Annotated in this window: 23 protein-coding genes, 1 tRNA gene and 2 riboswitches; of the genes, 10 read left to right on the forward strand and 14 right to left on the reverse strand. The window is 43.2% G+C overall.

Going from position 1 to position 26555, the window contains the following annotated elements:
- Positions 1-7 precede the first annotated feature (7 nt).
- Positions 8-1501 (forward strand): guanosine-5'-triphosphate,3'-diphosphate diphosphatase, encoded by a 1494-nt coding sequence (gppA, locus tag OCV39_RS14085; protein WP_113796997.1) that lies wholly within the window; start codon positions 8-10, stop codon positions 1499-1501.
- 144 nt (positions 1502-1645) lie between these two features.
- Here the strand turns inward: gppA and OCV39_RS14090 are convergent, their stop codons facing one another.
- From OCV39_RS14090 to recQ, 3 genes are all read right to left on the reverse strand, one after another.
- On the reverse strand, positions 1646-2317 hold the full coding sequence (locus OCV39_RS14090) for a 7-cyano-7-deazaguanine/7-aminomethyl-7-deazaguanine transporter (RefSeq protein ID WP_017051682.1): 672 nt from the start codon (positions 2315-2317) through the stop codon (positions 1646-1648).
- 189 nt (positions 2318-2506) lie between these two features.
- Positions 2507-2809 carry a DUF3630 family protein gene (locus tag OCV39_RS14095; protein WP_017051681.1) on the reverse strand — a complete coding sequence of 101 codons (303 nt, stop codon included), beginning with the start codon at positions 2807-2809 and terminating at the stop codon, positions 2507-2509.
- Positions 2802-4640, reverse strand: coding sequence for an ATP-dependent DNA helicase RecQ (gene recQ / locus OCV39_RS14100; protein WP_261888651.1), 1839 nt, complete (start codon positions 4638-4640; stop codon positions 2802-2804). Before recQ ends, OCV39_RS14095 begins: the two co-directional genes overlap by 8 nt.
- Positions 4641-4819: 179 nt before the next feature.
- On the opposite strand from recQ, the gene rarD reads away from it, so the two are divergent.
- The 3 genes from rarD (at position 4820) to OCV39_RS14115 (ending at position 7440) form a co-directional block, all read left to right on the forward strand.
- Positions 4820-5722, forward strand: a complete 903-nt coding sequence (rarD, locus tag OCV39_RS14105) for an EamA family transporter RarD (RefSeq protein WP_261888652.1) — start codon at positions 4820-4822, stop codon at positions 5720-5722.
- A gap of 99 nt (positions 5723-5821) precedes the next feature.
- The gene (locus OCV39_RS14110; protein ID WP_017051678.1) at positions 5822-6616 is read left to right on the forward strand and encodes a helix-turn-helix transcriptional regulator; all 795 of its coding nucleotides are present in this window, start codon (positions 5822-5824) and stop codon (positions 6614-6616) included.
- Positions 6617-6762: 146 nt separating this feature from the next.
- The gene (locus tag OCV39_RS14115; protein ID WP_261888653.1) at positions 6763-7440 is read left to right on the forward strand and encodes a LysE family translocator; all 678 of its coding nucleotides are present in this window, start codon (positions 6763-6765) and stop codon (positions 7438-7440) included.
- An 862-nt stretch (positions 7441-8302) separates the two neighbouring features.
- On the opposite strand, the gene uvrD is transcribed toward OCV39_RS14115, so the two are convergent.
- On the reverse strand, positions 8303-10477 hold the full coding sequence (gene uvrD, locus OCV39_RS14120; protein WP_261888654.1) for a DNA helicase II: 2175 nt from the start codon (positions 10475-10477) through the stop codon (positions 8303-8305).
- 268 nt (positions 10478-10745) lie between these two features.
- Between uvrD and OCV39_RS14125 the strand changes: the two genes are divergently transcribed.
- From OCV39_RS14125 to OCV39_RS14140, 4 genes are all read left to right on the forward strand, one after another.
- Positions 10746-11006: a BufA1 family periplasmic bufferin-type metallophore gene (locus OCV39_RS14125; protein ID WP_017054351.1), complete on the forward strand. Its 261-nt coding sequence runs from the start codon at positions 10746-10748 to the stop codon at positions 11004-11006.
- Between the two features lie 100 nt (positions 11007-11106).
- Positions 11107-11961 carry an MNIO family bufferin maturase gene (bufB, locus tag OCV39_RS14130; RefSeq protein ID WP_261888655.1) on the forward strand — a complete coding sequence of 285 codons (855 nt, stop codon included), beginning with the start codon at positions 11107-11109 and terminating at the stop codon, positions 11959-11961.
- Positions 11958-12722 (forward strand): HvfC/BufC N-terminal domain-containing protein, encoded by a 765-nt coding sequence (locus OCV39_RS14135; protein ID WP_261888656.1) that lies wholly within the window; start codon positions 11958-11960, stop codon positions 12720-12722. The genes bufB and OCV39_RS14135 overlap by 4 nt, the downstream gene beginning before the upstream one ends.
- A gap of 30 nt (positions 12723-12752) precedes the next feature.
- Positions 12753-13208: a DoxX family protein gene (locus OCV39_RS14140; protein WP_171757485.1), complete on the forward strand. Its 456-nt coding sequence runs from the start codon at positions 12753-12755 to the stop codon at positions 13206-13208.
- A gap of 68 nt (positions 13209-13276) precedes the next feature.
- On the opposite strand, the gene tsrA is transcribed toward OCV39_RS14140, so the two are convergent.
- Together tsrA and OCV39_RS14150 are read right to left on the reverse strand one after the other, a co-directional pair.
- Complete coding sequence (tsrA, locus tag OCV39_RS14145) at positions 13277-13570, reverse strand: H-NS-like global regulator TsrA (protein ID WP_017054347.1); 294 nt, start codon at positions 13568-13570, stop codon at positions 13277-13279.
- A 108-nt stretch (positions 13571-13678) separates the two neighbouring features.
- The gene (locus OCV39_RS14150) at positions 13679-14839 is read right to left on the reverse strand and encodes a multidrug effflux MFS transporter (protein WP_113797027.1); all 1161 of its coding nucleotides are present in this window, start codon (positions 14837-14839) and stop codon (positions 13679-13681) included.
- 137 nt (positions 14840-14976) lie between these two features.
- Between OCV39_RS14150 and OCV39_RS14155 the strand changes: the two genes are divergently transcribed.
- Positions 14977-15918: a LysR family transcriptional regulator gene (locus tag OCV39_RS14155; protein WP_261888657.1), complete on the forward strand. Its 942-nt coding sequence runs from the start codon at positions 14977-14979 to the stop codon at positions 15916-15918.
- A gap of 121 nt (positions 15919-16039) precedes the next feature.
- A complete protein-coding gene (locus OCV39_RS14160) occupies positions 16040-17836 on the forward strand; it encodes an aminopeptidase P family protein (protein ID WP_261888658.1) in 1797 nt (598 codons plus the stop codon).
- Positions 17837-17937: 101 nt separating this feature from the next.
- Here OCV39_RS14160 and thiH read toward each other — a convergent pair whose 3' ends face one another.
- The 8 genes from thiH to OCV39_RS14200 form a co-directional block, all read right to left on the reverse strand.
- Positions 17938-19050 carry a 2-iminoacetate synthase ThiH gene (gene thiH, locus OCV39_RS14165; RefSeq protein WP_261889525.1) on the reverse strand — a complete coding sequence of 371 codons (1113 nt, stop codon included), beginning with the start codon at positions 19048-19050 and terminating at the stop codon, positions 17938-17940.
- Between the two features lie 8 nt (positions 19051-19058).
- Positions 19059-19826: a thiazole synthase gene (locus OCV39_RS14170; RefSeq protein ID WP_261888659.1), complete on the reverse strand. Its 768-nt coding sequence runs from the start codon at positions 19824-19826 to the stop codon at positions 19059-19061.
- A 2-nt stretch (positions 19827-19828) separates the two neighbouring features.
- Positions 19829-20032 (reverse strand): sulfur carrier protein ThiS, encoded by a 204-nt coding sequence (gene thiS / locus OCV39_RS14175; protein WP_171757488.1) that lies wholly within the window; start codon positions 20030-20032, stop codon positions 19829-19831.
- A gap of 7 nt (positions 20033-20039) precedes the next feature.
- Complete coding sequence (locus tag OCV39_RS14180; protein WP_171757489.1) at positions 20040-20834, reverse strand: HesA/MoeB/ThiF family protein; 795 nt, start codon at positions 20832-20834, stop codon at positions 20040-20042.
- On the reverse strand, positions 20828-22165 hold the full coding sequence (locus OCV39_RS14185) for a thiamine phosphate synthase (protein ID WP_261888660.1): 1338 nt from the start codon (positions 22163-22165) through the stop codon (positions 20828-20830). The genes OCV39_RS14180 and OCV39_RS14185 overlap by 7 nt, the downstream gene beginning before the upstream one ends.
- Positions 22166-22167: 2 nt before the next feature.
- A complete protein-coding gene (thiC, locus tag OCV39_RS14190; RefSeq protein WP_261888661.1) occupies positions 22168-24138 on the reverse strand; it encodes a phosphomethylpyrimidine synthase ThiC in 1971 nt (656 codons plus the stop codon).
- 135 nt (positions 24139-24273) lie between these two features.
- Positions 24274-24389: riboswitch (TPP riboswitch) on the reverse strand.
- A gap of 120 nt (positions 24390-24509) precedes the next feature.
- Positions 24510-25889 (reverse strand): voltage-gated chloride channel family protein, encoded by a 1380-nt coding sequence (locus tag OCV39_RS14195; protein ID WP_113797025.1) that lies wholly within the window; start codon positions 25887-25889, stop codon positions 24510-24512.
- Between the two features lie 126 nt (positions 25890-26015).
- Positions 26016-26082, reverse strand: a riboswitch (Fluoride riboswitch).
- A gap of 290 nt (positions 26083-26372) precedes the next feature.
- Positions 26373-26463, reverse strand: a tRNA-Ser gene (locus OCV39_RS14200).
- Positions 26464-26555 lie beyond the last annotated feature (92 nt).

A 26555-nucleotide genomic window follows, 5' to 3' on the forward strand; every position in this document is an offset into this window, starting at 1 on the left:
TTCGTCTATGAGCCAAACAATTTCATCTCCGCTTTATGCCGCTATCGATCTAGGATCGAATAGCTTTCATATGCTCGTTGTACGTCATATAGACGGCAGCGTCCAAACCATGGCCAAGATTAAGAGAAAGGTTCGTTTAGCCGCCGGTTTAGACGATAGTAATGCTCTGAGCCAAGAAGCCATGCAGCGCGGCTGGGATTGTTTGAGTCTTTTTGCAGAACGATTACAAGATATTCCGACTGAAAACATTCGCATCGTAGGTACTGCAACGCTGCGTACCGCAACAAATGTCGATCTGTTTTTAGCAAAGGCAAACCAAATCCTAGGTCACGACATTGAAGTGATTGCAGGTGAAGAAGAAGCGGCAACTATCTATAAAGGTGTCGCGCATACTTCAGGCGGTTTAGGCCGTCGATTAGTCGTTGATATTGGTGGCGCGAGTACTGAGCTGATTATTGGTGAAGGATTTGAAGCTAACGCATTAACGAGCTTAAAGATGGGCTGTGTTACTTGGCTTGAACGCCACTTTAAAGATCGACAGCTCACCCAGATGAATTTCAACAATGCTATTGAAGCAGCGAAAGCAACACTGGCTCCAATCCTCGAACAGTATACAGATTTGGGTTGGGATGTATGTGTTGGTGCTAGCGGAACCGTGCAAGCACTTCAAGAAATAATGCTAGCGCAAGGTATGGACGAAGTAATTACTCACTCCAAACTTAAGCGATTGCAGAAACAGGCGATGCTTGCTGATCACTTAGAAGAATTAGAGATAGAGGGGCTAACTTTAGAACGAGCATTAGTTTTCCCAAGTGGCCTTTCTATTCTTATCGCTATATTTGAACTGCTTGAAATCGATTCAATGACACTCGCAGGTGGTGCATTACGTGAAGGTTTGGTTTACGAAATGGTTGATGAACTGCGTCAAACTGACATTCGTGCCAGAACCATTTGTAGTGTACAAGCTCGCTACCAACTCGATACACAGTATGGACAGCAAGTTTCAACTCTTGCCAGCACTCTACTCGCTCAATGTGGCGGAGAACGCTGGATTGAGGAACCTCAAGCGGCAACGCTACTGCATACTGTTGCGAATTTACATGAAATTGGTTTAACCATCGATTTCAAAAAAGGTGGCCAGCACAGCGCTTACCTTTTGCAACATTTAGATCTACCCGGTTATACCCGAGCACAGAAACACTTTATTGCAGAAGTGGCCCGACGCTACCGCGAACAATTAACGTCACTTCCAGAGCAACATGCTCTATCAAGTGGCAGCGGTAAGCGAGTACTTCGATTGCTTCGCCTGGCGGTATTACTTAGCCATCGTCGTAGTATCGATCTCCAACCTCAAGTTCAACTGTCTGCAAAAGGCGACAAGCTAACATTGACGATTGACCAGAAATGGCTAAACAGCAATCCATTAACTGCCGCTGAACTAGAATTAGAGTCGAACCGTCAAACGGATATCGGTTGGCCACTGACTATTATTACTAAATAGCCACTAGCCTAATTATCGACAAAAAAAAGAGCCCAATCATCACGATGGGCTCTTTTTATTTTTGACACTCACATGGCTTTTGACTCTCAGACAACTTTTAACTCTCAGACGCCTAAGAAGTCAACGAAACCAACGCAATCAACGTTAAGCATTCACACCAGTGACTTTAAATTCCGGGTTTACAGCCGTTAATTTCTTCGTCAGGTAGTTCAATAGCATGCCGTACATAGGTACGAACAAGCCTAAACTAATCACGAGTTTGAAGCCGTAGTCTACCATCGCAATTTCCGTCCAATGCTCAGCCATAAATGGATCTGGACTTTGATAGAATGCAATCGCGAAAAAAGCCACGGTATCTAATGCGTTACCAAACAGTGTTGAGCACGTTGGTGCTATCCACCACTGCTTCATTTGGCGCAGGCGATTAAATACGTGAACATCCAGGATCTGACCAAGCAGATAAGCCATGAAACTTGCAATGGCAATACGCGCCACAAACAAATTAAACTCACCTAGCTGTGCAAAACCTTGAAACTGCCCTTCGAAGAAGACGACAGATAAAAAGTAAGACACCGCTAACGCAGGGATCATCACCAAAAAGATAATATTACGCGCAAGTTTAGCGCCAAACACACGAACCGTGAGATCGGTAGCTAAAAAGATGAACGGAAAAGTGAATGCGCCCCATGTGGTATGCAGACCAAAAATGGTAAATGGTAGCTGAACCAAATAGTTACTTGATGCAATGATCACTAAATGGAACAAAACTAAAAATGCTAGGGCTTTGCGCTGTTGCGCAGGGGTAAAGTTACTCATATTGTACCTTTTTAGTTTGGTTTGGGGTTGAGGGAACCCAAATTGAAGAACAATTCTTCCAATTATTTAAAGTCGCCAAACTCTAATGTTCAGCGGCGAGCGATTATACATTAATCAATTAGCACGACAATAGATGATGAAATAGCAAACGTTTAAGCGTGGTATTTCCTTCTCTAACGACCCTCTAAGTTAAAAACCTTGAGCAAATAGTCCCGCTAAATAATCAAGTTCTTCACGACTTTCTAGAACCGATAAGGTTTCAAACCATACAGATTCACTGTAATGCTCAGAGCGCAGAAATAACTGACAACCTTCAAAATCGATTAACCATGAATGCATATCGGCATCCCACTGTTTTTCTATCACGGTAGCAGAGAGTAAACCCACAAGTTTGTCCCCCAGCAGAGGAAAAGTATCGAAGTCGAAACTTGGTGTTGTGATAAGCAGACGCCCATCTTCGGCAAGGTATTCTCGCAGTCCAAAATCAGCCATGAGTGGTAATGTGCTCCTGAATTAAATCTAAGAAAGGATCGGCATATTTTTCCAGTTTACGTTGTCCAACACCATTAACAGCCAGCATTTCACCGTAAGAGGTCGGCAGCATTTCGGCCATCTCAATCAATGTTGCATCACTAAAGACCACATATGGAGGAAGACCCACTTTGTCTGCGATGGTTTTACGTAACTTACGTAACTTCGCAAACAGTTTTTTATCGTATTGACGATTAGACAGTTTATCGGCTTTGGCAGATCGTACGGCGGTGTCTAGACGAGGAACCGCAAGTTCTAACGCCATCTCACCACGTAATAGTGGCCTTGCTTCTTCCGTCAGTTGCAGAGTCGAGTTTCGGGTGATGTTTTGAAACAACAGTCCTTTATGGATAAGTTGACGCACAATACTGATCCAGTAATCATGGCTATGATCACGACCAATGCCATAAGTCGTTAGTTTGTCGTGGCCATTTTCGCGGATACGAATATTCTGCATCCCACGCATCACTTCCACCACATAACCCATACCAAAACCTTGATTCACTCGGTACACGCAAGAAAGTGCCTTTTGCGCTTCTTCCGTTGCATCAAAGTGCTTCGGTGGGTCGAGACAAATATCACAGTTACCACACGGCTTATCTCGATATTCACCAAAATAGTTTAACAACACTTGGCGTCGGCACGTTTGCGCTTCGGCAAATGCACTCATCGCATTAAGCTTATGGCTCTCGACCTGTTTCTGCGGCCCATCGTCTTTTTCATCCAACATCCGACGGAGCCAGTTAATATCAGCAGGATCGAACAACATCATCGCTTCAGCAGGTAGGCCATCACGCCCTGCTCGACCTGTCTCTTGATAGTAAGATTCAATATTGCGTGGGATATCAAAATGCACCACAAATCGAACATTGGGTTTATTTATTCCCATGCCAAAAGCAACGGTCGCCACAACAATTTGAATATCATCGCGCTGGAAAGCTTCTTGAACATACGCGCGCTCATCCATGTCCATACCAGCGTGATAACCCGCCGCCCGAATATGGTTGTTACATAACTTTTCAGTCAGCATTTCGACTTTTTTACGGCTACCGCAGTAGATAATGCCGCAGTTGCCTTTCTGAGTATCAAGGTAACGAATCACCTGTGAAACAGGCTTATGTTTTTCGACTAAGTTATAGCGGATATTTGGTCGGTCAAAGCTGCCAAGATAAGTATGCGGCTCATTAAGTTGTAAACGATGGATAATGTCGACACGTGTTGCATCATCAGCGGTTGCAGTTAACGCCATAAATGGGACATGAGAAAATTGCTGTTTCAATTGACCTAGCAGTGCGTACTCAGGTCTGAAATCGTGCCCCCATTGTGAAATACAGTGCGCTTCATCCACTGCAATCATCGACAACGGTAAATTATGCAAACGATCAATAAAGTCGTGCATCAAAACTCGCTCAGGCGAAGCATACACTAACTTAATCTGCCCCGAATTCATGCGGTTGTAAACGCTAATCAGATCGTCGCGCGACATGGTTGAGTTAATACACTCAGCCGCGACACCATCGGCTTTAAGCTGATCCACTTGGTCTTTCATTAATGAGATCAAAGGTGAAATCACCAGCGTAATACCTTCTCTCACCAAAGCTGGGATCTGATAACACAGAGATTTACCACCACCTGTCGGCATAATCACTAAGCTATCTTGACCAGAGATAGCCAAGTCAATCACCTCTTGCTGCCCATCACGAAAGCTCTGGTAACCAAAAACATCTTGTAAGATATCTTTTGCGCTACTTGGCTGGGGTTGGGTCTGTTCAGCAGTTAAGGTTGCGGTCATCGAAAATCCTATAGGGGTTGAGATTGCATTCACGTCAAATCAGTGAGCGCCACATTGTAGTGGGGAATGATGGTGAATAAAACCGCAAATTGTTAGGCGTATACGATTATCGCTTCTATACTGACCAACTCCGTTTATAAATCTTATAACTAGGTACATTCGTACCAGAGAAGCACTCAATGACACAAGAAGAAGACCAAAGAGCTCGCCAAGGCATATTTCTCGCCATCGGCGCTTACACCATCTGGGGTATTGCCCCTATCTATTTCAAATCCATTGCGGAAGTCTCCCCTTTAGAGATCCTCAGTCATCGAATTATCTGGTCATTCTTTTTACTTGCCTTTTTGATCCATTTTAATCACGGATGGCGAACGGTCCGTGACACATTGCGCTCGAAGCCAAAAATGATGTACCTCGTTTCAACCTCAATATTGGTTGGAGCCAACTGGCTAATTTTTATATCGGCAGTCAATGCCAACAAAATGTTAGACGCCAGCCTTGGTTATTACATTAATCCGTTATTTAACGTGATACTAGGAATGGTCTTTCTAGGAGAGCGATTAAGAAAACTCCAATGGTTTGCTGTGGCTCTCGCGGCGGTGGGAGTCTTAATTCAGCTCATCGCTTTCGGTTCAGTGCCGATCATCGCCATCTCTCTTGCAATGAGTTTTGGTTTATATGGATTGTTACGCAAAAAAGTGAGTTTAGATGCTCAAACCGGCTTATTTATTGAGACTCTGGTTTTATTACCTATCGCAGCCTTCTACTTACTGTTTATTGCAGACACCGCAACATCAGATTTAGCAAGTAACCCGATGACACTAAACCTATTGCTCGTTTCAGCAGGTGCCATCACTACTTTACCTTTGTTGTGTTTTACTGGGGCCGCGACACGATTGAAACTCTCAACACTCGGTTTTTTCCAATATATTGGACCGAGTTTAATGTTTTTACTCGCGGTATTGGTCTACAACGAAGCGTTCAGCAGCGATAAAGCGATCACTTTTGCTTTCATATGGGCAGCATTGTTTGTATTTAGTTTTGATGGCATTAAAAGTAGTAGAAAAAAGAAAAAATCATAATCACATTTGATGAGTGTTCGTTTTTTACAAGACAATCAGCAATGACACCGCTAAGCTTGACCAAATATTCATCAATTTGGTCAAGCTTTTTTATTCCCTATGGATAACATTTCTCACTATTCGACAGCCGATCAAGATATTGGACTTATTCAGGCGAATTACCACAAATTTGCTTTCCAACGTCACTATCATCTCGATTTCCACATAGGGCTAATCACTCACGGCCAGCAGAAGTTTATCTATAAAGGCAACCACCACAGTGTTGGTCATGGGCAAATGGTAATCATGCCACCTGATGAATTGCATGACGGTCACTCTTTATTAGATTCAGGCTACCAAGTTCGCGTGTTTTCGATCGCTCCGCACTGGTTTAGCGATCAACAAGATCTTACCCAAAACGGACAAATAGTAAGCTTTTCTGAGCTGATCATCTCGGATCCTGTGCTTTTTTCACAATTAAGTAACCTTCATGAGTTACTTATCCAAGACAACCTCAGTCAGCTTGCTAAAGATTGTTTACCATATGACCAATTTTCGATCATGTTAGATCGTTATGCTCAAATAAAACCATCTCCAATCATAGGTTTAGGCAACCAAACCCTGTTAACACTGAAAGATTACCTGATGGAAAATCTAGACCAGCCGATTCGGTTAGAGAGCCTATCTCAACTATGCCAACTGAGCCCTAGCCAGTTTCAACGCCACTTTAAATGTAAAATGGGTATTGCCCCTTATGCATGGCTAAGTCGATTACGAATGGAACAGTCGATGAAATTGATTAAATCTGGGGTATGCGGGACAGATGTCGCTCAGCAAGTCGGATTTTATGACCAAGCTCATTTCACTAAAGCCTTTAAACAGACCTACGGTATACCGCCATCGGAAGTGCGTTGAACTCGTATTAGTAGAAACATGGTTAGGCAATCTAGGGAAATTTCATATGGCGATTTAAGTTACTGTCTAGAATTTACAAGCTCCTCCTCTATTATTTTGACATGATGCGTGACTTAAAAGCACTCACGACAAGTCTAAATTACGTTATGAACGAACTCTCCATCTTAGCAACACTCGCTACCGTCCACTTTATCGCCCTTATGTGTCCCGGCCCAGATTTCGCCTTAGTTGTACAAAATGCCAGTCGCCATGGTCGACAAACGGGTCTGTATATTGCGCTTGGCCTCTCTTGTGGCATTTTACTTCACTCGATTCTCAGCCTCACCGGAGTAAGTTATTTAGTCCACCAGCAGCCCGTTCTCTTTTCTCTATTACAAACGGCGGGGGGGAGCTACTTGCTTTACCTTGGTGTGAACGCTTTAAAAGGCACCTGGCAGAATCGACACGATCAAGATCCAGGTCAATCGCAACCAGAAACCAAGCCAAACCTAATATTGAGTAATAAAAGACAAGCTTTCTCGCGTGGGCTGACGACCAATATTTTGAATCCGAAGGCACTGGTGTTTTTTGTTAGTCTCATGTCGAGCTTAATTCCTGCGGGCATGTCTTTAGCCGGAAAAGGGACCGCTCTAGTGATCTTATGGGGATTATCACTCGCTTGGTTCTCTTTTTTAGCCTGGGTACTATCAACCAATAGACTTCAACAGCGCCTAATCAAAGCAACAACCTACATTGATGGGCTATGTGGACTGGTCTTTTCAATCGTTGGTGGCGGAATTCTCTACCAAGCTATTTATTCACTCAGCAGCCTTACTCAGTCATAGTGCATCATCTTTGTGCGAGATCTCTTACAAGAGCGTGAGTGAAACTCGCTTTGTCTCTAAGAGCTTGTAATCACAATCAATTTAAAGCACTGATAAATAAAGGTATGTCTATTATTTAAACAAGATGTCGATAAAGAAAACGTTTTCGTTATCTTGTCTCGATTGAGAAAAAACGTAATATTAACCCTGTCGGAAGGAGTCTGACACGGAACAGGAAACAGCCACGGATTAGGTTATCTTCAGGATGAAGATTCGATTATTCAGGATGAATAGTCGGCATGGAAAGCAAATTGGACATTGAATGGACGCAATAGTAACTAGGATGGTTGCTACTAGGGAAAGACAATGGACACCTCTGGACGAGGAAAGGATTGAACATCAGGACGATGTAAAGGACACCGCTCAAGGATCAAGTGAAGCGAGCTAACGAGGATTGTTGGCAGATCAGGATAAGATCATGGACACCGCTAGGATGGCGACGAAAGGAATACGCTGACGGATTACAGCACACTATCATGGATTTGATGCATGGAGCACTTTAGTAGCTGGATTGCTGCAAGTAAGACTACGACCCCGAAGAGCGCAAGCTCTCGGGGTTTTTCTTTATCTGAACCTAATACCAATCGTAGTAAATAACTGGTCATCCTAGCTTGTTAAAATACTCGATAACGGTGTTAGAAATTTTGATTATAGAATAACTACTTATCGAAAATTTCTGCCTTGTTCTCAAGCATTTTTCCTGCGCTTTTTATGACCATCTATCAAATCTCAAAAACAAAAAAAGCCACATCAACGTGACTTTTTAGCAATCTAGAATCAAATTACCGCAGCAAGAAAATCAAGCGAACAGTAGTAAGTCTCGCTATAACAGCTCTAAACGAGCATATGCAGTAACTAACCACTTAATACCTTCACCATTGAAAGCAACTTGGACTCGGCTTTGAGGACCGCTTCCTTCAAAGTTGATAATGGTCCCTTCACCAAATTTAGGGTGCTTCACACGTGAACCCAAGCTAAATCCAGTCTCATTAAAATTCTCTTTCACTGCAGACTGACTGAATCGACCCGAACTTGTTGGTCGGCTCACTTGTGCCTTCATGCGCACTTCATCTAAACAGGTTTCAGGTAACTCACGAATGAATCGAGACGGTTTATGGAATTTGTCTTGCCCGTATAAACGGCGTGTTTCAGCATAAGTAATGTATAACTTCTCCATCGCACGTGTCATACCGACATAGCATAGGCGGCGCTCTTCTTCTAAACGCCCCGCTTCTTCTGCCGACATCTGGCTTGGGAACATACCTTCTTCCACCCCAACCATAAATACCATCGGAAACTCTAGTCCCTTAGCACTGTGTAGGGTCATTAGCTGCACTGCATCATCAAATTCATCTGCCTGCCCTTCGCCTGACTCTAGAGCCGCATGGGTCAAAAATGCCGTAAGCATCGACATCTCATCCGCCTCTTCTGGCTTTTCGAACTGACGAGTCGCCGTGACTAACTCTTCCAAGTTCTCAATTCGAGCCTTAGACTTCTCTCCCTTCTCTTGCTCATACATTGCAAATAAACCGGAGTATTTGATTACATGGTCGGTTTGTTCATGTAAAGGCAGTTCTAAGGTGTCGTCTTCCAGTGCCACAATCAGTTCGATAAATCGACTCAATGCCGTCGCCGCACGTCCTGGTAATACTTTCTCTTCAATTAATGCGGTACTGGCTTCCCACATGGTTGCCCCACGCTCACGAGCAGCAAAACGAATGGTTTCTAGCGTCTTGTCACCTAATCCACGAGTTGGAGTATTCACCACACGTTCAAACGCGGCATCATCGTTACGGTTACCGATCAAACGTAGATAGCTCAAGGCATCCTTGATTTCCAATCGTTCGAAGAATCGCATACCCCCATAAATTCGATACGCGAGTCCGCCTTGAATTAAAGCCTCTTCCAATACTCGTGACTGAGCATTATTTCGGTAGAGCATCGCGCAATCTTCCAGCATCCCGCCTTTATCTTGCCACTCTTTAATTTTACTGACCGTGAAACGCGCTTCATCCAATTCGTTATAAGCGGAGTAGACAGAAATTGGCTCACCATCATTACCATCCGTCCACAGCTCTTTACCCATTCGCTCGGTATTGTTCGAGATTAACTCATTCGCAGCTTGAAGAATGGTTTTGGTTGAACGGTAATTTTGCTCCAATCGAATAGTTGATGCCCCTGGAAACTCATCTAAGAACTTCTGAATGTTCTCAATTTTCGCCCCACGCCAGCCGTAAATGGACTGATCATCATCACCAACAATCATCACGCGACAATCAGGCCCTGCCATCATGCGTAGCCACGCGTACTGAATGTTGTTGGTATCTTGGAACTCATCCACCAGAATATGTTTGAATCGAGCTTGATAATGCTCGCGGATATGTTGTTTATCGCGCAGCAGTTCATGTGCACGTAATAGAATTTCAGCGAAATCAACCAAACCTGCACGATCACAAGCATCTTGATAAGCGGTATAAATTTTTAGCCACGTCTTCGCAACCGGATCACCATAACTATCAATATGTTTAGGACGCAGCCCTTCATCTTTTTTACCGTTGATCCACCAGGATGCTTGCTTCGCAGGCCACTGCTTTTCATCCAAGTTTTGCGCTTTAATCAAACGCTTTAGTAATCTAACTTGATCTTCAGAATCTAAAATCTGAAAACCTTCAGGCAATCTAGCATCTAAATAGTGTGCTCTTAAAATACGGTGGCAGATCCCGTGGAACGTACCATTCCACATACCAGAAGCGCTACCCATCATTAACTCTTCAATACGACCCCGCATTTCAGCGGCAGCTTTATTGGTAAAGGTTACCGACATGATAGAGAACGGAGAAGCTTGCTCTATCGACTGTAACCAAGCAATACGATGCACCAACACTCGGGTTTTACCACTGCCCGCACCGGCAAGGATAAGTAAATTGCTTAGCGGAGCCGCTACGGCTTCTCGCTGTTTGTCATTTAGGCCATCGAGTAATAAAGATGCATCAATCATGAGAGTCAGCTACTGGTTATTTATACATAAGAGCAGATTATAACCCGAATTCATTTTAATTTTCAGAAAACATTCACCAAAGCGCATTACACTTTTTGATTAAAAATCAAAGAATTAGATTAAGACCTATAAAAATTTGAAATTTTTTCATCCATTTCATGAAAGTTTTCTGCGCTCTTTCCTATCCTATTTGATAAGCAAGTTAAATTATTAACAAACAATTAACTTGTCATATTGGAAACTAAAATAAAGTCTTGAGGGAATTACTATGAAAAAATCTAATCTTGCTGTTACTGCTGCTGTTACTGGTTTACTGGCTCTTGGTGGAACAATGCTTACTGCTACTCACGCTGTCGCGGCAGAAAAAGAGAAGTGCTATGGCGTGACAAAAGCAGGTAAAAATGACTGTGCAACCAAAACGAGCTCGTGTGCAGGCACAGCGAAAGAAGATCATCAAAAAGATGCATTTGTTGTGGTTCCTAAAGGGCTATGCGGAAAACTTGCTGGCGGAAGCACTCAATCTTCATAAACACGCTTTCACTAGCCATTAAAGGAGTATTACCGCTCAACGTAATACTCCTTTAAATTTAACACGTTAAGTTCACGATAGAATTAGGAGAGCCAACACTGTGAATTCACCTCTTTTTCATCCAAAAGTTGGGGTTGGTTTGCGAATGCCTCACCTTAACTACTTTGAACAGCACCATGAGCAACTGACTTGGCTAGAAATACACAGTGAAAATTACTTTCAACCAAACTCAATCGCTCGACAGAGCCTACGTTCCATTTTGCAAAACCATCAAATAAGTTGTCATGGCATTGGCCTTTCTCTCGGTTCTGTATCAAGGGTAAGTTCGACACACCTTGCTCAACTTAATGCGCTTATTTCAGAAGTGGATCCAATTTTAGTTTCAGATCATTTGAGTTGGAGCGAAAATGGCGGCCACTACTTTAATGATCTCCTTCCATTGCCATACACAGAAGAGGCGTTACAGGTTTTTTGCCGTAATGTACTTGAAGTGCAAGATTCAATTAAGCGTCCACTGCTTATCGAAAATCCTTCCAGTTATTTGAAGTTCAACCACTCAACCATTAGTGAGTGGGATTTTCTGAGTGAAGTGCAAAAAAGAACCGATTGCCGACTGCTTCTCGATTTCAACAACATCCATGTCTCCGCTTTCAATCATGGCTTTAGTTGTGACACTTATCTAGAAGGAATACCTGCACATGCTGTTGATGAGATCCATCTTGCAGGCTTCACCATCAAACAATTAGAGCAAGGTGAAATATGGATAGATACTCACAGTAAGCCAGTCAATGATGAAGTGTGGGCACTCTTTAATTCATGGACAACCCAGCACGGAGAGCGTCACACCTTAATTGAGTGGGATTTAGACATTCCAGAACCACAAGTGTTGTTAGATGAAGCCACGAAAGCGAGTCAGATCCTTTTCCACCAGCAGGAATCAAGGAAGGTGTCATGAATCTTTCATTAGCTGAAATTCAGCATAATTTTGCCAATGCTCTGAATCACCACTCTTCAGGTGATGATTGTGACATCAATAGCGATCACTTTACCTCACAACAGCGTATTCAGATCTATCGTAATAATTTCATTATCAGCTTAAGTGAAGTACTTGAAGCTACCTATCCGATGGTATTTGCTCTTGTCGGTGATGAATGTTTTCAGCAGCTCGCGCGTCAGCATGTCCTAACTAATCCATTATTAGAAGGAGATGTCACTGCCTATGGTCAAGGTTTTGATTCCACAATCACTCAGTTTTCTACGGTAATAGAGGCCGCGCCCTATTTGCCTGAAGTGGCTCGTTTCGAATGGAGCATCGATATTACTCAGCAACGCTTTGCGATCTCATGTTCACATCCTACTCATACGCTTGAGCAACTCGCGAGTATTTCAGAACAGCAACAGCCCAATATTCAATTGCAGCTTGAGCCGTCACTGATCAGTTTCAATTCCTGCTATGCGCTTTTTTCTCTTCATGATGCTATCCAAAAAAATGATTTTGATGGACTAGAAATACACACCCCACAATCTGGAATGATGTGGTGCAACGCTCAAGGTGAAATTCAACTCTCACCACTTTCAGAGATGAGCTACCAGCTTGTTTTAGATTTAAAAGCGGGGCTACCTTTGGGACAAATCTCTCCCGACTCTCTCTCGCAGCTAAATAACTTAGTTGCCCTATCCTCCATCACGGGATTTGATTTGTTAGCAAGCGAGTAGAACAGCCACACAATAATAAGGATAACCATTATGCTCAATTCAATATCAAGATGGATAGAAATATACGATGATTTAGTCGCAAAGGCTCAATGTGGTTTCGTCCCATTATTGCTGCTCTTTTGCCGACTCTGGGTCGCGTGGGTATTCTTCAATTCAGGACTCACAAAAATCGCGACTTGGGATAGCACGCTGTATCTCTTCGAGTTGGAATATCAAGTTCCACTGTTACCTTGGGAAATTGCGGCTTATATGGGAACCGCTGCAGAATTGATCCTCCCCATCTTTTTAGCATTGGGATTACTCACTCGACCAATGGCGGCCATTCTATTTGTATTCAACATTATCGCCGTGGTGTCTTATCCTGTTCTATGGGAGCAAGGTTTCTTTGATCACCAATTATGGGGATTGATGATTTTAATTGTAGTGGTATGGGGCCCAGGTCCGCTTTCTGCTGACAAGTATCTAAAGATGAAGCTGACTCGCTAACCCATGACACAGACCTAAAAAAAGCGCGACCATAATGATCGCGCTTTTTTATTTTATTCAGATAAGCGTTATTTTCGCTTTGATTGCTCAATAAAATCTTTCAATTCGTCAGCAGAAATACCTTGTTCTGCTAGCTCTTTCGCTAACAAACCAACCTGCTCACCTTTGCGAGATTCAGCCACTTGCTGAAATTGATAAATGATATCGCGCAGTGTATGAAGTGGCACTTGCTTAGCTGCGCTACGAATACGCTCTTCGCTTTGATTGCCTAATTCACTGAGTAACTTACCGAACATAACCTTTTCAGGCGACTCTTCCATTTGCTCTAGGACGCGAGCCATTTCATAGGTTGTTAACGACATTAGTTTCTAGTTTCCGCTGTGTGAGACACGATTATTTGAACGACAAATATACACTTGTTTACGTATTAGGAAAACAACCAATATAAGGATAATTGCCGCTCGTCATCACTAAGCTTCAGCATAATGCCAATCACGACCAGCTTTAGAAAATAGAATCAACAATGCAGGTGCAATGAGCCACATTTGCAGGGCAATCATCATTTGCGGTTCTAGTGATAACCTTTGCATTGAGCCAACAATAAAACCAGAACCACTCATTTGAAACAGACCTAGCAGTGCCGCCGCAGTTCCAGCTTTATCCCCAAACGGTTCGAGAGCTTTGCCTGCTGATGCGCCTAAAATCCAAGCAAAACCAACAGAAGACATGAAAATTGGAAACATAAATGAGAAGGCTGTCGCTTGTTCCGCAAGCAAGAACATCACGAGACCAGCAATAGTTAACGTTGATATTCCAACCAATAACGTTTTATGGGTACCAAATTTGTCCATAAATTTTGGAGCAGAGAAAGCCGCTGCAATATTAATTGCCGCATTAATACCAAACCAATACGTAAACTCATTCATGCTTAGTCCAAGTTGCTCCATGAGCACAACAGGAGCAGAGGTAACGTAAGCAAGGATCACTGACATCGCTAACATGCACAGAGAAGCGTGGAAGATAAATGTTGGTGTTTTCAATACAGCCCAATAACGAGAAAGCTTAAATACCGCCTGCTTTTCTGTTGCAGGGTTCGTCTCTTTCATCTTCAACAAAATAGCCAAACCAGCAAGAACAGCAAAGCCCGCCATGAAGCTGAAGTTGGAGCGCCAACCAAATTGCTGAGTTAACCAACTGCCAAGAATTGGAGCCAAAGCAGGAATAAAGCAGATCGCGCCATTTAGGTAGCTGATCATTTTTCCACTTTTCTTCGGTCCAAAAATGTCGCGAACTGTTGCAAATGCTGCTACCGATGTCGCGCACGCACCGAAGCCTTGTAGCAGCCGAGCGACTAGCATCCACTCTATGCTTTGAGCGGCCCACGCCAAGCAAGCACTCATCGCGTAGATACTAATTCCCCCTAATGCAACAGTTCGACGTCCTATTTTATCTGCCAAAGGCCCAGCAAACAGCTGACCAATACCCATCGCAAATAAGAAATATGTGATTGTGTCTTGTGAAAGAGCGTGTTCCACGTGAAACGTTTCTGAGATCAGAGGTAGTGCTGGTAAATAGATATCAATCGCTAACGGACTAAAAAGCACTAACATTGTCAGTAATGCCATTTGCATTTTGCTGTTTCTTTGTGGGGTCAGGTTTTGCACGACTCTCTCCAATCATGTCGAATGTGCCGCCATCATAGAGAATTACAGATATGAATCATAATGGCATATACTCATGCGTATTATTCCAAAATGGAAATTTGATTATGGATTTAGGAAAGTTGGCGCGAATTGATCTCAACTTGTTGGTTTGTCTCAATGTCCTTATTGAGGAGCTCAGTGTAACGAGATCGGCCCACCGTTTATGTTTAAGCCAATCCGCGGTCAGTAAATCACTGGCAAAGCTAAGAGAGCAATTTGATGACCCTCTTTTCATTCGACATGCGCACGGATTAAGGCCAACACCAAAATCATTATTCTTGAAGCCTAAGCTCGACATATTGATAAACCAACTGGAGCTCATCACTCAACCGGAAAGTTTCGAGCCCGCAACCAGTGAATATCGATTTCATATTGCGGCAGTGGAAAGTGTCTATCCGCTGATACTTCCCCATTTCTTGCCCGCCATTTTCAAGCAAGCACCGAACATCAACATCAGCACCCATTCATGGGCAGAAGATACTTTCAGTAAGCTGCAAATTGGTGAATTGGATTTTGGTATCACGGGTAAGGATATCGATATCAATGATGCCAAGCTCACCATGCTGCCTCCAAGTAATATTTGTGAGCAGGAGATCTATCGTGATGAACAAAAATGCATTGTTCGTCGAGATCATCCAATACTTCAGCAACCCTGGAACATGGCGAATTACTTATCCCTTCGTCATGTACAAGTTCGATGCGATGGTAACGATCGTTGGCTTCTTGACTATCGCTTAGCTGATATTGGCAAAGAGCGTGATATTGCCATCACGGTTCCCGACTTCAATAGTGCTGCGAGCTTATGTACCTATACTGATTTTATCTTCACCGCACCAAGTCATTTCAACGATTGGATAGCCAAACAGATGGATCTAGTGGTTCTGCCTCTACCGATGGAATTCCCTCCTATGGCATACACTCTATTTTGGCATAGAGACAGAGAGAATGACCCCGCATTAAACTGGCTACGAAATATAATCAAAGATAAAACCTTACATCTTAGATAAATATCATGCTGAGCAATTGCAGCCAGAGAGTAAAAGCGCTAGCTTATTGTCCTAATAGTCCAAATGCGCTTGCATGACAGGAGCGAGAGTAAGGGACTCCTACCAATAAGGATAAAGAGAAATGCAAAACATGATTTCTGAACGAGTGGATGCCATTCGTGGATGGCTGATTGCCAATGACTTCGACGCAATTATCGTTCCTCACGAAGATGAGTATTTAGGTGAATACGTACCCGCTCATAATGAACGACTTCATTGGCTAACAGGCTTTACAGGATCTGCTGGCGCGGCGGTTATCACCAAAGAAAAATCCGCTATTTTTGTCGATGGCCGCTATACCGTTCAAGTTCGTAAGCAAGTACCCGCTGAATTATTTGAATATCGTCACTTGATTGATGAGCCAGCTCTAAACTGGATTACGGACAGCCTTCCTCATGGAAGCCGCATTGCATTTGACCCTCGAATGCATACCGCTGCTTGGATGAAATCAGCACAATCTCAATTAGGTTCAAATTACGCCCTATCGGCCATTGATGAGAATCCGATAGAGTTAGCATGGAAAGACAGACCGCAACCTGTTGTATCTGAGATGCGTTTAATGCCAACCGATAAAGTGGGCCAATCTTGCCAATCTAAACGCAAAGAGATTGCTGCCATTATTGAAAGCAACCAAGCGGATGCTGCCGTTCTAACCGAGCTTGATTCGATCTGCTGGCTTTTGAATATTCGTGGTCTTGATGTTTCTCGACTACCGGTCTTGCTCTCACATGCCATTATTCACCGCGATGCGAGTGTAGATTTCTTTTTAGACCCTGCACGCGTTGTCAGTGAGTTCATCGAACATGTTGGTTCTGATGTTCGTGTCCACCACCCAGATAACCTTAAGCATTACCTTGATGGTTTAAAAGGCAAACATGTCTGCGTGGATCCTGCGACCAGTAATGCTTGGTTTACCCTTGCTCTGCAAAATGCCGATGCCATTATCATTGAAGCTGCCGACCCATGCCTGCTACCGAAAGCACAAAAAAATGATGTTGAGATTGCGGGAATGAAAGCTTGTCACATTCGTGATGGTGCAGCGATGGCAAAATTCCTATCTTGGATTGATGCTGAAGTAGCAGCAGGCAAACTGCATAACGAAGCTGAGCTAGCAGATAAAGTTCAAAGCTTTCGCCAACAAGACCCAACATTAATGGATTTAAGTTTCGATACGATTTCGGCTGCTGGCGGCAACGCGGCAATGTGTCATTACAATCATGAGAATCAACCTGAACCAGGTCAACTAGAAATGAACACCTTGTATTTGGTTGATTCAGGTGGCCAGTACTTAGATGGTACAACAGATATCACACGTACTATTGCGATTGGCCAACCTACTGCTGAAATGATTCAACAGTTTACTTTAGTACTAAAGGGCCATATTGGTATCGCTCGTGCTCGCTTCCCTAAAGGGACATTTGGTTGCCACCTTGATGTATTAGCTCGTCAACACTTATGGGCAAATGGATACGATTACGATCACGGCACTGGTCACGGTGTTGGACACTTCTTAAGTGTTCACGAAGGCCCACAAAGTATTTCTAAAAAAATGATACCCGTAGCGTTATTGAAAGGCATGGTCCTTTCTAATGAGCCTGGTTACTACCGAGCTGAAGAGTTTGGTATTCGAATTGAAAACCTAGAGTTAGTACAGGAAGTTGAAACACAAGGTGACTTCTCTGTTCTTGCATTTGAGTCTTTAACTCGCTGTCCAATCGACAAACGAAACATTAATGTCGATATGTTGACTCGTCCTGAACTGGCATGGCTTAACCAGTACCATCAAATAGTATGGGATGAAGTGAGCCCTCTGGTTGAAGGTGATGTGAAACAGTGGCTAAAACAAGCAACGGCACCATTAAGCCATAACAACGGTTAACCACTCACACCAATATGTAAAAAGCCCCAAATGAGTAATCGCTTGGGGCTCTTATGTTTCACGTGAAACCTTTTGGAGAATCAAGATTAGTGAACCTTTCATCAGCCTGAATAAGCTTTATCCCAATCCTTCCAAACCGGCTCAAGCCCAATAGACCGCACTGATTCGGCAACCTCTTCGGCACTGCGTTCATCATTGATAGAAAATTGCTCCAACTCCACTGCCGGGTTCGCATAGCCTCCCGGCTGTGTTTTTGAAGCGGCTGAAATACTGGTAATACCCAGAGGGATAACATTATCTCTAAACACTGCGGATTCCCGCGTCGATAGAGAAAGCTCCACTTCAGGGTTCAGTATTCGATACGCACATATTAATTGAACCAGCTGTTTATCTGTCATCACAGACTTTGGTTGCAATGCTCCTTCACATGGCCTTAATCGAGGAAATGAAATTGAGTAGCGAGTTTTCCAGTATTTTCTCTCCAGATACTCCAAATGAGTAGCAGTAAAGAAACAGTCCGTCCTCCACTCTTCTAAACCAATCAATGCACCAATACCCACTTTATCTATGCCAGCCTTTGAAAGCCGATCTGGCGTTTCAAGCCTAAACTGAAAGTCGGTTTTGTTTCCTCGAAGATGGTGTTGTGAATAGGTGCTAGGGTGATAGGTTTCTTGGTATACCATGACAGCATCTAAGCCCAGAGATTTGAGCTCAACATATTGTTGCCACTCTAGCGGTTGAACTTCCATTGCCACATAGCTAAATCGCTCTTTAATCTCAGGTAATGTTTTGCGAAAATAACTCATCCCAACTTTCGATTCATGCTCTCCCGTCACTAACAGGACACTATCGAAATTCATCTGCTTAATCGCTTCAACCTCTTCAGCTATCTCTTTGCTATCGAGTGTTTTACGCTTTATTCGATTCTCCATGGAGAACCCACAATAAGTACATGCATTCGCACATAAGTTTGACAGGTAAAGAGGTATATAGAAGGAGACAGTATTACCAAATCTCTTCCGAGTCATAGCCTGTGACCGTTGTGCCATCTGCTCTAAGTAAGGTTCCGCAGCAGGAGAGATTAAGGCTTTAAAGTCCTCTAATGTACATTTCGGTTTACTCAACGCCAGCTCAACATCGGCAGCGGTCTTAGCATAAATAGACAGTCTGACGTCATCCCACTTCAGTTTTTTAAATTCATCAATAAAGCTCATCATCGCCCCTAAACTGAATCTAGAAACGAGGTTAATGGACTTGACCCAACAGCTTGCTTCACAACTCCTGCCAGACCTGATTCATAAGCCAAACGACCTGACTCTACTGCCAGCTTAAATGCGATTGCCATCTGGATAGGATTTGGGGAGGAAGCAATAGCGGTATTCACAAGAACAGCATCCGCACCCATTTCCATCGCCAGCGCGGCATGAGATGGAGCGCCAATGCCAGCGTCTACCACAACAGGTACGTTTGCTTGATCAATAATAATCTCCAGAAAATCCTTCGATGCGATCCCTTTATTCGACCCTATTGGCGATCCTAACGGCATGACAGCTGCACAACCTACTTCTTCAAGCCGCTTACACAATACAGGATCGGCATGGCAGTAAGGCAGCACAACAAATCCATCATCGACGAGTTGCTCTGCGGCCTTCAATGTTTCAATAGGATCTGGCATTAGATATTTCGGATCTGGGTGTATCTCCAACTTTAACCAGTTTGTACCAAGAGCCTCTCTTGCAAGATGAGCAGCATAAACGGCATCCCGCGCGGTTTTAGCTCCCGAAGTGTTGGGGAGAAGGTTAATTCCAGACTGCGCCAATGGCTGGAGAATATTGTCTGACTGGTCATTAATATCGACTCTTTTAAGCGCTATAGTTGCCAACTCAGATTCAGATTGGAGTATCGCTTGCGTCATCAATTCATTACTTGCGAATTTTCCAGTTCCGGTAAAAAGACGAGAACGAAATTTTTTTCCTGCAATCGTAAGCATTATTAACCTCCAGCAATAGCTTGAAACAGCGAGATTGAATCACCGTCATTAAATGTGAAATGCTGCCATTGTGACTTTGCAATAATGCTCTCATTCACAGCAACCGCGCAGCCTTCCGTCTTCAAACCTAGATCATTAAGCAGCCAAGCAAGTGTCTGGCATGACTCAATAGTGATTGGCCTATTATTGAGTGTTAGATTGATCATCAACTTATTATTCCTTTATATGATGTTGTTGAACTGACTGAGTTGTCACTTGGCAAACAGAGCAATCGGAGTCTTGGCTGAAAGTTAATGTTTCCCAGCTCAGCTCCTGTCCATCAAACAGGTGTATTTCTCCGGAATTGATTCGGCAAGGCTGAGTAAGCAACTTGATGACTTGCAGTGCTTGAAGGTTGCCTATGACGCCAACCACTGGCCCCATAATCCCCAGTTCATTGCAGCGACTGGCTTGAGGGAGGTTCTGATAGGGAAACAAGCAGTGATAGCAAGGGGTACCTTTTTGATAGCTAAATGTTGTTAACTGCCCTTTCCAACCAATCGCAGAACCTGATACCAGTGGCGTTTTATGCTGATAACAAGCCAGGTTTATTGCCTGTCTAGTTTCTATATTATCACTGCAATCGACGACGATATCCGCCATCATCACTTCTATATCCAATTGCTGACCATTAAGAAGAGCATCCACACTCCGAACATTAGTATCAGAGTTCAATGCCGATAGTTGGCGCTTCATCGCGATGACTTTCTGACTGCCAATATCCTTCTCTTGATAGATGACCTGTCGTTGTAAATTAGAACTCTCGACCGCATCACTATCTGCGATGACGAGTTGTCCTACCCCAGAAGCTGAGAGATAAAGGGCTGAAGCAGAACCCAAGCCACCACATCCCACAATAAGTACTGACGCTTTATTTAATTTTGATTGCCCTATTTCTTGTATCTCAGACAGTGATATCTGTCGCTGATAGCGTAAAAATTGTTGGTCAGTAAGAGAAGGACTTAGCATAAAACCTCCTCTGTACGCTCATGGTTCGCATTCATAATATTGTTGAAGTCTGCAATGGTTTCCTTTGGATTCGTTGATAGGGTTATCGCTCGAACCACCGCTAGGCTTGAAACCCCACACGACCAGACCATGTTTGCGGTCGATAAATCAATACCACCAATCGCTACTGTCGGTATACCGGACTTCTGAGAGTTGTCATTCATCTGATTAATCAAACCTTGATACAGTTTCAACCTCGTAAGGCCTTGAGGTTTAGATGGCATTTGTTTCGTCGTGGTTGGGAAAATATGCCCTAGCGCAATGTAACTTGGTGACAGTTGGCTAATTCGGAGCAGTTCATGATACCCGTGCGTGGAAACGCCTAAACACATTCCGCTTGTGGCAATCTTCTGTAAGTCGGCAGTTTCGATGTCCTCTTGTCCTAAGTGCACACCAAAAGCGCCATGCTTGATAGCCAGCTCCCAATAGTCATTGATGAATACCTGAGCCTGATATTTTTCTCCGAGTCGAATAGCTTGAACGATCTGCTCTTCTAAATCGGCCGTTGATGGGTCTTTAACTCTGAGTTGAATGGTTTTAATACCAAGTAATAGTAACTTTTCAATCCATTCGGCATTACTCACGACCGGGTACAAACCTAAACTATCTTTACTCAATGCCTTAAAAACTATAGGTGAGATAGATTGAGACTGGTGCAATGTATCAGCTTGTGATGGTTTCAGTTCAGCATTGAGCTTACTCGGCATCAAAGCAGGTACAGGAAAGCTACTAAAATCGACTGGCCATGTTTCACGTGAAACATCATAAACATCTGAATCTGTTTTTACGGAGATACTCGCTCTCGCCAGAACAAGCGCGTCTTCAATTGGAAAGCCTAAACATAACGATGTAATCAACCAAGCGAGGTGACTTTCCAAAGTAGAATGAGTTCCTTGGCTTTCATCACGCAAGTCTTTTTGTTTATCAGAAGTGATTTGACTGCGAGTTTCATCGCCACATCGCCAAATATCAACAGCATGATTTTCGTGAAAACTACCAATAAATATGACAGATGGCTTTTCGGCGAGAAGATTCGTTGCGTCAAACAACGATGGTTGCGAGTCGTAATCCAACACAAATTTGAGTATATGAGTTGCTCTTTCTTCAGCCTTCAAAGCACTCGCTAAAGCAAATTCAACATTCGTATCATCGGATAAAAGTCGGAAGGCACGAGTTTGGCTAACACCCAACTCGATATCCCCAATGCTAAACCCATGCTGTTCAGCTATCAGCAAACATCGCTGCACCTTCCCTGTTAACTCAACGTGCTGAGCAGGAATTTGCAATTTCATGCTTACTCCTCCTCCACAATCACGTTCATACTTGGTTTAGGTTGAGCTGAAGATATAGGGTGATACAACTCAGAACCTGAAGATAGAAACTCGTGTGATTTTTGACGCATGCCTTCTAAAGGATCATTCAGCATCTTGATGTCAATTGCTTGATCTGCCGCTACCTGCTTGGTGTCTTTCGCATATTCTCGGACTTCTTGAGATATCTTCATCGAGCAAAATTTAGGGCCGCACATTGAACAGAAATGCGCTACTTTTCCCGACTCTTGGGGTAAGGTTTCGTCATGAAATGCTCGTGCGGTTTCGGGATCGAGTGCTAGGTTAAACTGATCTTCCCAGCGAAATTCGAATCGAGCTTTCGATAACGCGTTATCACGAATTTGAGCCCCAGGATGCCCCTTAGCAAGATCGGCAGCATGTGCGGCAAGCTTGTAAGTAATCATCCCTGTTTTGACATCTTCTTTATTTGGTAGACCAAGGTGTTCCTTCGGGGTGACATAACAGAGCATCGCACAGCCATACCAACCTATCATTGCAGCACCAATACCTGAAGTGATGTGATCATAACCTGGTGCAATGTCAGTAGTCAGTGGCCCCAATGTATAAAATGGCGCTTCATGACAGTGCTCCAATTGCACGTCCATATTCTCTTTAATCATGTGCATTGGAATGTGTCCGGGGCCTTCAATAATTACTTGTACATCGTATTCCCATGCAACTTTAGTTAACTCACCTAATGTTTTTAATTCAGAGAACTGTGCTTCATCATTTGCATCAGCGATAGAACCCGGTCGTAAACCATCTCCGAGAGAAAGAGCAACATCGTACTTGGCGCAAATCTCGCAAATTTCACGAAAATGAGTATAGAGGAAACTCTCCTGATGATGCGCTAAACACCACTTAGCGATGATTGAACCACCGCGCGAAACAATGCCTGTAACACGTTTAGCGGTCATAGGCACATAACGAAGAAGCAAACCCGCATGGATGGTGAAGTAATCAACGCCCTGCTCAGCTTGCTCAATTAATGTATCCCGCATCACCTCCCAATTAAGGTTTTCAGCAATGCCATTCACTTTTTCTAGCGCTTGGTACATTGGAACGGTGCCAATAGGTACAGGGCTGTTTCTTAGTATCCATTCACGTGTCTCATGAATGTTTCGACCAGTGGAGAGATCCATGACAGTATCAGCCCCCCATCGAGTTGCCCAAATCAGTTTTTCAACTTCTTCTTCTATCGATGAACTCACTGATGAGTTACCTATATTGGCGTTTACCTTAACAAGAAAGTTTCGACCAATGATCATTGGCTCGGATTCTGGGTGGTTGATATTTGAAGGAATAATCGCTCGACCTTCAGCAACCTCTTTACGCACAAATTCAGGTGTGATTTCTTTGGGTAAGTTAGCACCAAAGCTGTGCCCTGCATGTTGGTGATTTAACTGGCCATCAGAGAATTTCTGTCGGCCCATGTTTTCTCGAATCGCAATGAATTCCATCTCTGGGGTGATAATGCCTTTACGTGCGTAATGCAATTGTGTCACACACTGGTTTGCTGCGGCACGGCGTATACTTGGCAAGTTCCCATATCTCAGATCATTCAGTGTTTCATCTTCTAGTCGCCCTTTCGAGTAGACTGAACTAACACCTTCTAAGAGCTCAGTATCAGCACGCTCTTCTATCCACGCATCTCTTACCTTAGGTAGACCAGAATAGACATTCACATTATGGCTTGAGTCAGTGTATGAACCTGACGTGTCATAAACTTGTATAGGCTCGTTCGATGCATACAGCGGAGACTCCTTCGAACCTCCAATGAGGCTGTCCGCAAGAGATATTTCTCGCATAGGTACACGGATGTCTGGACGCGATCCGTTGATGTATGTTTTTTTTGAGTTGGGATATGGCTGAACAGATAGTGAAGCAATGTTTGATTTCGCATTAAGACGCGATGTTTTTCGACTTGACGACATAGCAAATTCCTCGTAATAACTGGGATAATTGCTTGTCGGATTGTGTAGCAAGAGGCCATAGTTTCAAGGCTCATATTGCAGATTATCAATATATTTAGAAATATAAGAAGTATGCAATACAACTCTCAACCTAAGGTTAGGTTTTCTCTTGTTCCCTTCGTAGGTATTAACCTAATCAGGTTCCACGGATCCCGCATTGCGGTCTCAGCTCGTACTTTATGTGTAAGTACTAAGCACTCCGACAAGTTCCATTCAATATCTTTAATTAAATATTGAGCAGTCGGAGTATAGGGAATCCATGGGCTAATTGAAATGAAGAACACACCACAACAGCTAGTGTCACTAGAAAATGTGATGTGTTCCACGTGAAACTATTTTTTTCGATTCGCTAACGTCTTACTCAGACGTTTTAAGTGAGACGATTTATGCTCACGATATGAACCAATTTTATTCGACCCATCATGATCTCTACCGTGTTTTAATGTCTTTGAAACGGCGACACGCTGTGATGAATAGATACCAGTATGGCCACTAAAATAATATGCTGTATAGCATGCAAGGGCAAAATAAGGCAGATACTCACCACCAAACAGCTCAACACCCATAATTGTGCAGGCTAAAGGAGTATTCGTCGCAGCCGCAAAAACAGCTAAGAAGCCCAAAGCAGCGAACAGGTCCACAGGCGCTCCCATGACCCACGCAAGAAAGTTACCTAATGTAGCTCCAACAAAGAACAGCGGAGTAACTTCCCCACCTTTATAACCCGCAGCGAGTGTGATTGCTGTAAGTAATAATTTAACTATCCAGCTATACCACTCAGCCCCTCCTGCTGAGAAAGCAGAGGTAATACTGACACCACCTTCGCGACTAGGATAGACACCAATACCAATATAGTCATAGTTCCCCAACAACTGCGCTAGAATAATGACAATGACCCCACCGACAACAACGATAAGGTAAGGGTTCTTTAACACCGCATTGAACAAATCTTTCAACCCGTGAGTCAACTCTCCAAATAAGTATCCTGCCAATCCAAACCCAACAGATGCAATGATAACTTTGCCCATAAGCACGATATCAATATCGATATTATGACCAAAGAGTGTGCTCACTTGATCAAAGCTAATCAAGTAATGAGTATGGTGAGCTCCCCAAGCGGATGCCACAACATTCGCTAATATTGCCGCTAGTAACGCTGGTATTATCGCATTGAATTTAATTCGCCCAATAAATAGAACTTCTAGAGCAAAAATCGCTCCTGTAAACGGAGTTCCAAAAATTGATGCAAAACCAGCAGCGACACCCGCTGTAAGCATCATTTTTCTATCTTGTTCAGACAGCTTAAATACTTTAGATAACCAATCAGTCGTTGCTCCACCGATTTGAACAGCCGTCCCTTCACGGCCTGCAGAGCCACCAAAGAGATGCGTAATAACAGTAGTAAATAGGACAAGTGGTCCCATTCTAACCGGTACGCCTTCACCTGCTTGATGAATCTCATCCATGATAAGGTTATTACCTCCAGCGGAGTTCTTTCCCCAGTTTCGGTAGCTATAAACGATAGCTAAGCCTGAAATAGGCAGTAAATAAATCAACCAGGGGTTATCAATTCGTGCGAGCGTCGCCTCACTTAACAACCATAAAAAAAAGGCATTGAATGAACCGACAAGCAAAGCAACAGGAAGAACGAGGAGTGACCAGCGTAATACTTGATATAAATTTTGAGGATTTCGACTAAGTGGGTGTGACATATTATTTATCTTTTAATAATAGTGAATCAAAAGGATAGTCAATCTTAGAGGGAGAGTGAAATAACAATCGACCTACTATAGACGGATCTTTCCCGTGTCAATCAGAGTCATCTAATTGGGGTATACGTTATAGTAGGAATCATTATCTCATTAATTGAGCGGTTAAAGGTGGAAATCCATCACCTGAGCTAGATTAGAATCTCAGCTCATTGAAATGTTACTCCTACATATGAAAAGAATCAAGACAACTCATACTTGAATAAATAGAAATAACGTTACTTTTTGGGGTGGGAAGAAACTGATTAAATAGATATTCCCTCCAATATATTCACTCGAATTATGGTGAGATTTTAAAAGTTACAGTTGTCACAAGTGGTAAGTTTTAGCGGTTTCACTAGAGAAACTAAGGCACTAGCTTGCTAGTGTCTTGAATGTACAGATGTAAAAAAGCCCTAATCTTTCGATTAGGGCTTTTTAAATAAGTGGTGGAGGGATAGGGATTTGAACCCTAGAACCGCTATTAACGGTTGCCGGTTTTCAAGACCGGTGCTTTCGACCACTCAGCCATCCCTCCACAAATTGTTACTAAATATAAGTCTTATCTAAGATGCTTATTATCTAGTTTTTGCTTTTAGATATCCTTTAATACAAAGGTAAATCTAAAAA

The organism is Vibrio cortegadensis, assembly GCF_024347395.1.
GTDB lineage: Bacteria > Pseudomonadota > Gammaproteobacteria > Enterobacterales > Vibrionaceae > Vibrio > Vibrio cortegadensis.